The 11628-nt window shown below is 58.3% G+C and carries 9 protein-coding genes; 5 read left to right on the top strand and 4 right to left on the bottom strand.

Annotated features, from left to right (window positions below):
- The first annotated feature begins 43 nt into the window (after positions 1-43).
- Both ACQZ6J_RS02165 and ACQZ6J_RS02160 read left to right on the top strand, forming a co-directional pair.
- Positions 44-982, top strand: coding sequence for an ATP-grasp fold amidoligase family protein (locus tag ACQZ6J_RS02165; RefSeq protein ID WP_449081612.1), 939 nt, complete (start codon positions 44-46; stop codon positions 980-982).
- A 58-nt stretch (positions 983-1040) separates the two neighbouring features.
- Positions 1041-1529 (top strand): heme-degrading domain-containing protein, encoded by a 489-nt coding sequence (locus ACQZ6J_RS02160; protein ID WP_163987786.1) that lies wholly within the window; start codon positions 1041-1043, stop codon positions 1527-1529.
- Positions 1530-1586: 57 nt separating this feature from the next.
- Here the strand turns inward: ACQZ6J_RS02160 and ACQZ6J_RS02155 are convergent, their stop codons facing one another.
- Positions 1587-2843: an AGE family epimerase/isomerase gene (locus ACQZ6J_RS02155; protein ID WP_449081610.1), complete on the bottom strand. Its 1257-nt coding sequence runs from the start codon at positions 2841-2843 to the stop codon at positions 1587-1589.
- 266 nt (positions 2844-3109) lie between these two features.
- On the opposite strand from ACQZ6J_RS02155, the gene metH reads away from it, so the two are divergent.
- Positions 3110-6886: a methionine synthase gene (gene metH, locus ACQZ6J_RS02150; protein WP_449081608.1), complete on the top strand. Its 3777-nt coding sequence runs from the start codon at positions 3110-3112 to the stop codon at positions 6884-6886.
- A gap of 130 nt (positions 6887-7016) precedes the next feature.
- On the opposite strand, the gene ACQZ6J_RS02145 is transcribed toward metH, so the two are convergent.
- The 3 genes from ACQZ6J_RS02145 to ACQZ6J_RS02135 all read right to left on the bottom strand — a co-directional run bounded on the left by ACQZ6J_RS02145 (position 7017) and on the right by ACQZ6J_RS02135 (position 9089).
- Positions 7017-7781, bottom strand: coding sequence for a GntR family transcriptional regulator (locus ACQZ6J_RS02145; RefSeq protein ID WP_163987783.1), 765 nt, complete (start codon positions 7779-7781; stop codon positions 7017-7019).
- Entirely contained in the window at positions 7778-8662 is an 885-nt protein-coding gene (locus ACQZ6J_RS02140; protein ID WP_449081605.1) for a BadF/BadG/BcrA/BcrD ATPase family protein, read from the bottom strand. The genes ACQZ6J_RS02145 and ACQZ6J_RS02140 overlap by 4 nt, the downstream gene beginning before the upstream one ends.
- Before the next feature lie 76 nt (positions 8663-8738).
- Positions 8739-9089 (bottom strand): hypothetical protein, encoded by a 351-nt coding sequence (locus tag ACQZ6J_RS02135; RefSeq protein ID WP_449081603.1) that lies wholly within the window; start codon positions 9087-9089, stop codon positions 8739-8741.
- A 117-nt stretch (positions 9090-9206) separates the two neighbouring features.
- Between ACQZ6J_RS02135 and ACQZ6J_RS02130 the strand changes: the two genes are divergently transcribed.
- Together ACQZ6J_RS02130 and ACQZ6J_RS02125 are read left to right on the top strand one after the other, a co-directional pair.
- On the top strand, positions 9207-10466 hold the full coding sequence (locus ACQZ6J_RS02130; RefSeq protein WP_163987781.1) for an ABC transporter substrate-binding protein: 1260 nt from the start codon (positions 9207-9209) through the stop codon (positions 10464-10466).
- A 201-nt stretch (positions 10467-10667) separates the two neighbouring features.
- Positions 10668-11621, top strand: a complete 954-nt coding sequence (locus ACQZ6J_RS02125; RefSeq protein ID WP_163987780.1) for a carbohydrate ABC transporter permease — start codon at positions 10668-10670, stop codon at positions 11619-11621.
- The last annotated feature ends 7 nt before the right edge of the window (positions 11622-11628 follow it).

The raw sequence follows: 11628 nt of genomic DNA, 5'->3' as shown, positions 1-11628 counted from the left end.
ATAGTTTTCACTTGCGTTATGGTTGAAATTCGAGATGGCCGCTATGACAGACCGAGCTGCTGAGCGGGATGGATTTCTCATTCCGGGATATCTGAAGAAGGGACTGCGCGAGCGGATGCGCAATCTTTTGTGGCGCTTTATGTCACCTTTGCCGGATGGCCCCTATTGTGCTTTGAAGTATCGTACCATTCGCGGCAGGTTCCCCAATCTGACCTCACCTCAGACCTTCACCGAAAAGGTGCAGGCGCGAAAACTATACGATCACAATCCTCTCTTTCCGCGTCTTGTGGACAAGGCCGATGCGAAAGCGCTGATCGCAGAAAAGGTCGGCGGTCAGTATGTCATCCCCACGCTTTGGGTGGGGACCGACTTGGCTTCGGTCGATTGGTCGGCGATCGCCTTGCCGGCGGTCGTCAAGCCGACCCATGCGAGCGGCGTGGGACGATTTCTCTACGGAGAGGCCGATGTCGATCGGCTCCTCAGGAGCGATCCCTCCGCCGAATGGCTGGCGATCGATCATGCCTCCTATAATCGAGAGTGGGCTTACAGCCAGCTGAAGCCGCGCATTCTTATAGAAAGCATGCTGCTCGTCGATGGCCGAGTTCCCTGGGACTACCGGCTCTTTACGTTTAACGGCAAGGTTTCTCATATCGAGATCGACATACGTGAGAATGGCAGAGGCTATTCCTGCAACTATACGCCCGACTGGCAGAAGTTGCCGTTCTACGACCGGGACTATCTCGGCCTTTATCCGGGCGAAGCGGTGCGTCCGCCACGGCTCGATGAAATGATCCATGTGGCGGAAACGGTCGCTCGCGATATCGATTTCGTCCGCGTCGATCTCTATGCATCGGCGGAGTGGGTTCGGGTGGGCGAATTGACCTTCTATCCCGGAGGTGGGTTCGAAGCGTTCGAGCCCGATGAGTACGACCTCTCGATCGGTCGGAAGTGGCAGCTTGGTTTCGAAATACCGAAGAGATAGATGGACAAATCACTCTCCCGGCGTTTGATAGGCTGATCCATTTCTAGGGAAAGTTTCCATGACGATCGACCAGGACCTCACACGTATCGCACTGCAGGAAGAGACGCTGCGTTTCGACGCTTTCGACGTTTCAACCGCCTGGGTGCTCGGCAAGCTGCTGCGTGACTTGGCTAGCGAGCGCAACCTCGGCGTCGCAATAGACATCACACTCCATTCGATGCCGGTTTTCTATATAGCCTTGCCCGGTTCGACGCCCGACAATTCAAACTGGATACGCCGGAAACGCAACATGGTGTTGCGCTATTTCCGCAGCAGCTATGCCAGTACATTGCGTTTGCAGCAGCAGGAAAAAACGATCGAGGACAATGGGCTTTCAAGCGCCGATTACGCCGCATCCGGCGGCAGCTTCCCGATTTTTGTCAATGGCACGGGCTGTATTGGTGCCGTGACAGTTTCGGGCCTTCCTCAGCGCGAAGATCACAACCTTGTTGTTGAAGCTCTGGCGCTGACACTCGGCCACGAACTTCGCAGTCTCAGCCTCGCGTGAGAGAATCGTGGGGGGGGGGGGGGGGGGGGGCGGCGCCCCCCCCCCCCCACCACGATTTCAGATTTTTCCGCCGGCTTCGGCGATGACCTTGGTCAGGCTGCCAGTTGCCGGGAAGAGGGGGATCAAGCATGCTTGCAAGGCATGATAGATGTCGCCCTTTCCTGGGAACAGCGTATGGGCCGGAATGAGGTCTTCCGTCAGTTCCTCATGCCAGCCGCCATTGGCGCGATCTATGAAAGATCGGCCGATCACGCTCCAAATCTTGCGATAGCTTTCTTCATGGAAATCGCTGGCATCATGCTCGTTCAGGTAATGAGCGGCGCCGGCGCCCTCGCAGGCTGGCCACCACAGCTTGTTGCGCTTTGCGGGAACGTCTTCCCAGTCAAGCGTGTAGAAGAAGCCGCTCTTCTCATTGTCCCATCCCAGTGACATGGATTGCGAGAAGAGGCCCTTGGCCGCTTCCGGCATCCAATCGTGCCGCTTTTCTCCCAGCGACCAAAGCTGCAGGATGAGACGCGCCCATTCCAGCCAGTGCCCCGGTGTCGTACCGGATGGGCGGAACATTTCGTTGCCGCGGTAATTCTTGTCCAGCACCCAATCGGCGTTGAAATGCTCGGCGACACGCCAGCCGACGGATCCGGCCGACCGGCGAATGACGAGATCGGCGATGCTTTCAGCTTTTTCCAGATAGGCTTTTTCGCCGGTGGCCTCGAAGGCAGCCATCAGCGCTTCCGTCAGGTGCATGTTGGAGTTCTGGCCGCGATAGGTGCCGCCATCGATCAGCGACCAATCCTGATTGAACTCCTCGGCGATTGCCCCGTGCTTTGCTTCCCAGAACTTCGTATTCAGAATTTCCGTCACATCGGCGAGCATGCCATCGGCCAGCGGGTGTCCGATCGTTTTGGCGGAAGACGCCGCGAGCAGCACGAATGCATGGCCATAGCCCTGCTTGCTGGAATCAACGGGTCCATCATTGTTCAGCGACCAGACGTAACCGCCGTACTTCGTATCGCGATGACGGTTCCACAGATAATTCATTCCGTGGTCGACAATCTCGTTTGCGCCGGGACGACCGAGCAGCGAGCCAATCGAGAAGCAATGCACCATGCGGGCCGTCGAGTGGATACCGCGCACGGGATTGACCGCATCCAGCGGCTTGCCGGCATCGTCCATATCATAGAATCCGCCTTGAGGATTGACGGCTTGATATTGGAAGAAATCGAAAAGGGCGTCCGCCTGGTCGAGCAGCCAGCGCCGATGATAAGCGCGCGTGCTCCAGTTTCCGAGCGTTGCCGGTTCAACCTGTATATTCATGCCGTCCTCCTTGGATTCTTTCCTGATGCCTATAGCGCTGCCCGTGGTCGCTGTCATGGCGTAATGGGATCAAACTGTGTCGCCGGCGTTGCATTGTCCATGATCGGATCGGCAATTGGCGAACCTGCTCTTGTTTTTCGTGAAGAGCTCGAACCAAGGAAGCATCGTTCTTGCCATAGAGGCAACTAAAGCGTAGATATGTTGACATAAAGATATCTTTATGTGATCTGAATGCGGAGTCGCAATCAGGCCAGAGGAATTCGCTTATGTTTGACAATCTTTTTGGTTCCGAAACAGCGAAGCGCGACGGCAGCGAAGTATTCGAGGCCTTGCGAAAGGCGGCGAGCGAGCGAATTCTCGTGCTGGATGGCGCCATGGGCACACAGATCCAGGGCCTTGGATTTGACGAGGATCAGTTTCGGGGTCATCGGTTCATAGGCTGTGCCTGCCACCAGAAGGGCAATAACGACCTCCTCATTCTGACCCAGCCCGATGCGATCGAAGAGATCCATTATCGCTACGCCAAGGCCGGTGCCGATATCCTGGAGACCAACACCTTCTCGTCCACCAGCATCGCGCAGGCGGACTACCAGATGGAGGGCGCGGTCTATGACCTCAACAAGCAAGGCGCAGAGATCGTGCGCCGCGCTGCGATCCGCGCGGAGCGGGAAGATGGGAAGCGCCGTTTTGTTGCCGGAGCGATCGGTCCGACCAATCGCACTGCATCCATTTCGCCGGATGTCAACAACCCTGGCTATCGCGCTGTCACGTTCGATGACCTGCGTCTGGCCTACGGCGAACAGATCGACGGTCTGATCGATGGCGGCGCTGACATCATCCTGATCGAAACGATCTTCGACACGCTGAACGCCAAGGCGGCGATCTTTGCCTGCGAGGAGCGTTTCGACGCCAAGGGCATACATCTGCCGGTCATGATTTCAGGCACGATCACGGACCTTTCCGGCCGCACGCTGTCCGGCCAGACGCCGTCGGCGTTCTGGAATTCCGTCCGTCATGCCAGTCCCTTCACAATCGGCCTCAACTGTGCCCTTGGGGCGAACGCCATGCGGCCGCATTTGCAGGAGCTCTCCGCTGCTGCGGATACTTTCATCTGTGCCTATCCCAATGCCGGTCTGCCGAACGAATTTGGTCAGTACGATGAAACGCCCGAGATGATGGCGGCGCAGGTCGAAGAGTTTGCGCGCGAGGGTCTCGTCAACATCGTAGGCGGCTGCTGCGGTTCCACGCCGGAGCATATCGCTGCGATCGCTGAAACGGTTTCGAAATATCCGCCTCGCAAGCTTGCCGAGCATCGCCCCTTCATGTCCCTTTCCGGCCTGGAGCCGTTTGAGCTCACCAAGGACATTCCCTTCGTCAACGTTGGCGAGCGCACGAACGTCACCGGCTCGGCGAAGTTTCGCAAGCTGATCACCAATGCCGATTATACGGCCGCTCTCGCCGTCGCTCGCGATCAGGTGGAAAACGGCGCGCAGGTTATCGACATCAACATGGATGAGGGCCTGATCGATTCCGAAAAGGCCATGGTCGAGTTCCTGAACCTCATCGCCGCCGAGCCGGATATCGCTCGCGTTCCCGTGATGATCGACAGTTCGAAGTTTTCGATCATAGAGGCCGGCCTGAAGTGCGTTCAAGGTAAGCCGATCGTCAATTCCATCTCCCTGAAAGAGGGCGAAGAGAACTTCCTCAAGCAGGCGCGATTGATGCGCATGTACGGCGCGGCCGTCGTCGTCATGGCCTTCGATGAGAAGGGGCAGGCAGACAGCTACGAGCGCAAGGTCGAGATCTGCTCGCGCGCCTACAAGCTGCTGACGGAGGTGGCGGGTCTGTCGCCGGAAGATATCATCTTCGATCCGAACATCTTTGCAGTCGCGACGGGTATCGAAGAGCATAATAATTACGGTGTCGACTTCATCGAGGCGACGCGGACGATCCGTAAGATCATGCCGCTGGTCCATATCTCCGGCGGTGTTTCGAATCTGTCCTTCTCATTCCGTGGCAATGAACCCGTCCGCGAGGCTATGCATGCCGTGTTCCTCTACCACGCCATCCAGGCGGGAATGGACATGGGTATCGTCAACGCCGGTCAGCTTGCGGTGTATGACAATATCGACCTGGAATTGCGGGAAGCGTGCGAAGACGTTGTGCTCAATCGCCGGCCTGACGGCACGGAACGCCTTTTGGAGATCGCGGAGCGTTTTCGTGGTGCTGGCGCAAAGGAAGCCAAGGCGCAGGATCTTTCCTGGCGTGAGTGGCCGGTGGCAAAGCGGCTCGAACATGCGTTGGTCAACGGCATCACCGAATACATCGAAGCCGATACCGAGGAGGCTCGTCTGGCTGCCGCGCGGCCACTGCATGTCATCGAAGGCCCTCTGATGGCCGGGATGAATGTCGTTGGCGACCTCTTCGGCTCCGGCAAGATGTTCCTGCCGCAAGTGGTGAAGTCCGCCCGTGTCATGAAGCAGGCAGTTGCCGTGCTGCTGCCTTATATGGAAGCCGAGAAGCTTGCGAATGGTGGCGACGGACAACGACAGTCGGCCGGTAAGGTGTTGATGGCAACCGTCAAGGGCGACGTGCACGATATCGGCAAGAATATCGTCGGCGTCGTGCTTGCCTGCAACAACTACGAGATCATCGATCTCGGCGTCATGGTTCCGGCAACGAAGATTCTGGAGACGGCGATAGCCGAAAAAGTCGATATCATTGGCCTTTCAGGGCTGATCACCCCGTCGCTCGACGAAATGGTGCATGTCGCTTCCGAAATGGAGCGACAGGGTTTCGATATTCCCTTGCTGATCGGCGGCGCTACCACCAGCCGTGTTCATACGGCGGTGAAGATCCATCCCGGCTATCATCGTGGTCAGACGGTCTACGTCACGGATGCCAGCCGCGCCGTCGGCGTCGTGTCCGCGTTGCTGTCGCCCGAAGCGCGCCAGGGCTATATCGATACCGTCCGGGCCGAATATTCCAAGGTCGCTGCCGCGCATGCCCGCAGCGAGGCTGAGAAGGTGCGTCTGCCGATCGCAAGAGCGCGTGGGAATGCCGAGAAAGTGGACTGGTCGAGCTACACACCCGTCAAGCCCCAGTTCTTCGGGACCAAGGTGTTCGAAAGCTATGATCTTGCTGAGCTCGCGAAATATATCGACTGGACGCCTTTCTTCCAGACGTGGGAGCTGAAGGGGCGTTTCCCGGCGATTCTCGAGGACGAGAAGCAGGGAGCCGCGGCGCGGCAGCTCTATAGCGATGCGCAGGCGATGCTGGAGAAGATTATAGCGGAAAACTGGTTCCGCCCGCGCGCGGTTATCGGCTTCTGGCCGGCAGGTGCGGTCGGCGACGATATCCGGCTGTTCAAGGATGAAAGCCGCAGTGAGGAGATCGCTACGTTCTTCACGCTACGCCAGCAATTGTCGAAGCGTGACGGCCGGCCGAATGTTGCCCTGTCTGACTTCGTGGCGCCGGTTTCCAGCGGTGTGGGTGACTATGTGGGCGGCTTCGTCGTCACGGCCGGCATCGAGGAGGTGGCCATCGCCGAGCGCTTCGAGCGCGCCAACGACGACTATTCGTCGATCCTCGTCAAGGCGCTTGCCGACCGCTTTGCCGAAGCTTTTGCGGAGCGTATGCATGAGCGGGTGAGGCGGGAGTTCTGGGGATATGCCGCGGACGAGAATTTCTCGAGCGAAGAGCTCCTTTCGGAGGCCTATGCCGGCATTCGCCCGGCACCGGGCTATCCCGCGCAGCCGGATCATACTGAAAAGGACACGCTTTTCCGCTTGCTCGATGCTGAAGCTGCGGCCGGCGTCAAGCTCACGGAAAGCTATGCTATGTGGCCGGGCTCATCCGTCTCGGGCATCTATATCGCTCATCCGTCCTCATATTATTTCGGCGTCGCCAAGGTCGAGCGCGACCAGGTCGAAGACTATGCCGTGCGTAAGGGGATGCCTGTGATCGAGGTGGAGCGCTGGCTGGGGCCGGTTCTCAATTATGTACCCGAGAAGCGTGACGCCGCAGTGGATGATGCGGCCTGATCGTGAGTCGATTCAAGGGCTTGCGGCATTTTGCGTAGACTTTGATTCCGCATGCAAACGCCACCCCGGCTGAAACAGCCGGGGTGGCGTTTTTTTGATTCCTGAGCATTTTCTGCTTCGCGGATTGGGGTCAGTTCGCCCCTATCGTCAGCTCGGCGACGAAATCATAGGCATCTCCGCGATAAAGCGATCGGGTGAATTCCACCGCCCGGCCGGAGGCGAGATAGGAGATGCGTTCGATCGAAAGGCCGGCGGCTCCCACGGAAACGCCGAGCAGCGCTGCGTCGGCCTCTTTCATGTTGGTTGCTGAGATGCGCTGAACGGCGCGAACGGGGCGGACCTGTCGTTTCTCCAGCTCGGCGTAGAGCGAGGTCGTCACCACCGATGGGTCCGGAAGGAATTCACCCGAGACACTGGCGTGCTCGATCGCGAGCGGCTGGTCGTCGGCGATGCGGAGACGGCTCAATCGCGACACCTTGGTATCGGCAGCGAGACCGAGAATCATCATCTCATCCGGGGAGGGCGTATGCACGCCCTTGTGCAGCCATTCGGAACGAGCAGTCATCCCGCGCCTGGCCATATCCTCGGTAAACGAGGTGAGCTGAGACAGCCGTTGCTCCACCTTGGATACGGGTTTTGCGACGAATGTGCCGGAGCCATGCCGGCGGACGAGAATGCCTTCGGCGACGAGATCGTCGATCGCCTTGCGTACGGTGACGCGGCTGACTGCGGCAAATTCGGCAATGTCCCGTTCCGGGGGAAGCGCGTCCCCCTGCTTCAGTCTCCCGACCTTCACAGCCTCTTCGAGTGTGCGTCGCAGCTTGACGTACAGTGGACCGGTGCCGCCTCCCAAGAGGCGTTCTGGCGAGAAGATCGCACTCAAATCTTCGGTCATGCCTTATTTTCCTCTCCACCCCGCAGCAATTTTGCCGCCAGCTCCACGGCGCCGCGCAGAACATCGCCCTTGGGTTCGGCGAGAATTGCCTTGTGGCGTTCATCAAGCCAGGGACGATAGGCCTGGGCAAGGCCACCCAATAGGCAGATCGAAGGGCATTCCGGCCAAAGCAACGCGTCCAGGCTCTTGGTTATGGCGCTCGCCGCCGTCTTGACGATATCCGCGCCGACCACATCTCCTGTCCCGGCATACTCGAAAACGATCGGTGCGTAGCGGGCAAAATCCTTGGGCTTGGATGCATGCGCAAATTCGACGACGCGTTCCGGATCATTGCCATATTCGGCCATGATGACCTTCGTCAGCGCGGAACCTGCCGTCACCCCGTCATGCGCCAGAAGAGCCCGCTCGAGAAGATCTCGGCCGAGACGGGCGCCGCTGGCCTGATCGCCGATGACAAAGCCCCATCCGCCGATGCCCCAGCTCTTGCCGTCGCGACGCGCATTGTAGACGGAGCCGGTGCCGAAGGCGCCGATCACCCCATCGGCATCGCCGAGCGCGCCTTGAAGGGCGATCGTCGCATCCGTGACCACGCGTGTACTCGCAAAGGGCAGAGCGCCTTCCACCTGCTTGCCGTAGTTGCCGACATTGGCCCCGGCCGTTCCGATAACCGCCGGCAGCTTCTGTACCAGTTCGGGGTCCAGTCCGGCATCGAGTAATGCTTGTCGCGCTGAGGCGACGATGTGAATCAGCGAGTTTTCCAAGTCGGACAGGATGTTCGAAGCGCCGGCTTTGCCCGTGCCAAGCACTTGCCCTGCGCCGTCTATGACGGCTGCCCGGCAGCTCGTTCCGCCGCCATCGATACCAATTGCAAACTGCCCCATCATGCCTCCGGATGCCGCCGTTCCCGTCTTTTCTATACAATACCAAAAAAATACCATTTACCAATAGGCGCGGCACTCATTTTTGTAAGTTTATATCTATTTGAAATATAAAGATAAAATTTGTGACGGCAATATTTTTTCGTTCGAATGTTAAAATCGGCTGGACAATTGGTATTTTTTTGGCCTTAATTCTTGGCAAGGGAACAGTGCGAACAGACATTGGCAAAGCCAGCATAAGAACAATAGCTGGTAGATGAGGCAGAAAGGCGCGCATCCCGCCGTTGTCGCAGACCGTTCGGATCAGGAGGATCTCGCTTCGGCGTTTGTCATGAATTTCCCGCGTGGTTCTTGCAGCATCTCCGCCCGAGGGCGGCAGGCGGCAATTGATCGGGCCGATCAGGCTAAGCGCCTCGGAGGCCTTTTGCATGGGGGATCGGCAATATTGGCGGTCTCTATGGAGCGCTGACCGTTTTCTCGGACAGGCCAGCGGATTTTCAGATCGAAAACAGCGCCTTGCTATGGGCGCGGAAAACAGGAGAGGGAAATGAGAACCAATGTTCTGAAAGGCTTGCTTCTTGCATCGAGCCTGCTGACTTCGGTCAGCTTGGCGCATGCGGCTGATGTGACGCTGACGGTTGAGAGCTGGCGTAACGACGACCTGCAGATCTGGCAGGAGAAGATCATTCCGGCCTTCGAAGCGAAGAATCCGGGCATCAAGATCGTCTTCTCGCCGACGGCTCCGACCGAATACAACGCATCGCTGAACGCCAAGCTCGACGCCGGCTCGGCGGGTGACATCATCACCTGCCGTCCGTTCGACGCCTCGCTCGATCTCTTCAACAAGAAGCATCTCGCCGATCTCACCAGCCTGCCGGGCATCGAGAATTTCTCGGCGGTCGCCAAGGCCGCATGGTCCACCGATGACGGCAAGTCCACCTTCTGCGTGCCGATGGCTTCGGTCATCCATGGCTTCATCTACAACAAGGACGCCTTCGACAAGCTCGGCTTGAAGGTCCCGGCAACCCGCGACGAGTTCTTCGCTCTTCTCGACAAGATCAAGGCTGACGGCACCTACATTCCGATGGCCATGGGCACCAAGGATCTCTGGGAAGCCGCAACCATGGGCTACCAGAACATCGGCCCGAACTACTGGAAAGGCGAGGATGGCCGACAGGCTCTGATCGCCGGCAAGGAAAAGCTGACGGACGCTCCGTGGGTCGATCCTTATAAGGAACTTGCCAAGTGGAAGCCCTATCTCGGCGATGGTTTCGAGGCTCAGGGCTATGCTGACAGCCAGAACCTCTTCACGCTCGGCAAGGCCGCCATTTATCCGGCCGGTTCCTGGGAAATCGCTCTGTTCAACACTCAGGCGCAGTTCAAGATGGGAGCCTTCCCGCCTCCGGTCGCAAAGGCTGGCGACACGGCTTATATCTCCGACCATCCGGATATCGGCGTCGGCCTGAATGCGAAGAGCGCGCATCAGGAAGAAGCCAAGAAGTTCCTTAGCTGGGTCGCTTCGGACGAATTCGCCTCCATCTACGCCAATTCACTGCCGGGCTTCTTCAGCCTGAACTCGCATCCGGTGAAGATGAGCGATCCGCTGGCACAGGAATTCGTTTCCTGGCGCAACGATCACAAGTCGACGGTTCGTTCCACCTATCAGATCCTTTCGCGCGGCACGCCGAACCTGGAGAACGAGACCTGGACCGAATCCGCAAACGTGATCAACGGTACGGATACTCCGGAACAGGCTGGCGAGAAGCTGCAGAAGGGCCTCGACAGCTGGTATAAGCCGGCCAAGTAATAATTGGACCATGCGGGCGAGGGGCCCACCGGGCGCCTCGCCCTTTTCGTTAGCTTGGCCAATTTGATCGGCGATTTTCATCGCCTTCGTATTCGACACGCCCGATATTGTTTCCATCCGGCTCAGAGCCGGGCCTGCGGGCGGATTTGAACCTTTGAGCTGCCGCCTATTCAAGCAGCCAAGAAAAACAGGCAGAAAGCCATGAGCGAAGCCGCGACATCAGATGCCCTTGAGGTCACGCCGATCAGGCGCCCCAGGCGTTGGCACATCCTCATTTTCCTTTTTCCGGCCTTCGTCGTCTATACGGCGGTCATGATCCTGCCGTTGATCGAGACCTTGCGGCTGTCGCTTTACAACGTCGTCGACAATCAATCCGTCTTTGTCGGCCTGAACAATTTCAAGGTGCTGTTTGGCGATGAACGCTGGTCGCACGACTTCTGGAATGCGCTACGCAACAACCTGATCTTCTTCGCCATTCATATGTGCGTACAGAATCCGATCGGTGTCGCGCTGGCGGCACTCCTGTCCTTGCCGAAACTGCGCTTCGTTTCTTTCTACCGCACGGCGATTTTCCTGCCGACGCTGCTGTCCTTCGTCGTCGTCGGCTTCATCTGGAAGCTGATCCTCTCGCCGCTTTGGGGCGTGGCGCCGGAGTTGCTGAACGTCATCGGCCTCAAGTCGTTGTTTGCGCCTTGGCTCGGCAGACCGAGTACGGCGCTGATCACCGTCGCACTCATCTCGGTCTGGCAATATGTCGGCATTCCGATGATGCTGATCTACGCAGCCCTGCTCAATATTCCCGAAGAGGTCGTCGAAGCGGCCGAATGCGACGGCATCACCGGCTGGAGCCAGTTCTGGAAGATCAAATTGCCGCTGGTGCTCCCTGCAATCGGTATCATTTCGATCCTCACTTTCGTCGGCAATTTCAACGCGTTCGACCTGGTCTATACCGTGCAAGGCGCATTGGCGGGGCCGGATGGTTCGACCGATATTCTCGGCACGTTGCTCTACCGCGTCTTCTTCGGTTTCCAGCTGCAGCTGGGCGACCGCTCGATGGGTGCGACGATCGCGACGGTGATGTTCCTGATTATCCTCGCCGGCGTTTCATTCTACCTTTTCATCGTACAGCGGCGCATTCGCCGCTACCAGTTCTGAGGAGAGG

It is taken from the genome of Rhizobium sp. A37_96 (genome assembly GCF_053521765.1).
The sequence above is the reverse complement of the archived record's forward strand: the minus strand, read 5'-3'. Positions and strand labels throughout refer to the sequence as shown.

What these genes read in the sequence shown, in the direction of transcription:
- ACQZ6J_RS02165 (WP_449081612.1), top strand. Translation starts at nt 44, where the DNA reads ATGACAGACCGAGCTGCTGAGCGGGATGGATTTCTCATTCCGGGATAT.
- ACQZ6J_RS02160 (WP_163987786.1), top strand. Translation starts at nt 1,041, where the DNA reads ATGACGATCGACCAGGACCTCACACGTATCGCACTGCAGGAAGAGACG.
- ACQZ6J_RS02155 (WP_449081610.1), bottom strand. Translation starts at nt 2,843, where the DNA reads ATGAATATACAGGTTGAACCGGCAACGCTCGGAAACTGGAGCACGCGC.
- metH (WP_449081608.1), top strand. Translation starts at nt 3,110, where the DNA reads ATGTTTGACAATCTTTTTGGTTCCGAAACAGCGAAGCGCGACGGCAGC.
- ACQZ6J_RS02145 (WP_163987783.1), bottom strand. Translation starts at nt 7,781, where the DNA reads ATGACCGAAGATTTGAGTGCGATCTTCTCGCCAGAACGCCTCTTGGGA.
- ACQZ6J_RS02140 (WP_449081605.1), bottom strand. Translation starts at nt 8,662, where the DNA reads ATGGGGCAGTTTGCAATTGGTATCGATGGCGGCGGAACGAGCTGCCGG.
- ACQZ6J_RS02135 (WP_449081603.1), bottom strand. Translation starts at nt 9,089, where the DNA reads ATGCAAAAGGCCTCCGAGGCGCTTAGCCTGATCGGCCCGATCAATTGC.
- ACQZ6J_RS02130 (WP_163987781.1), top strand. Translation starts at nt 9,207, where the DNA reads ATGAGAACCAATGTTCTGAAAGGCTTGCTTCTTGCATCGAGCCTGCTG.
- ACQZ6J_RS02125 (WP_163987780.1), top strand. Translation starts at nt 10,668, where the DNA reads ATGAGCGAAGCCGCGACATCAGATGCCCTTGAGGTCACGCCGATCAGG.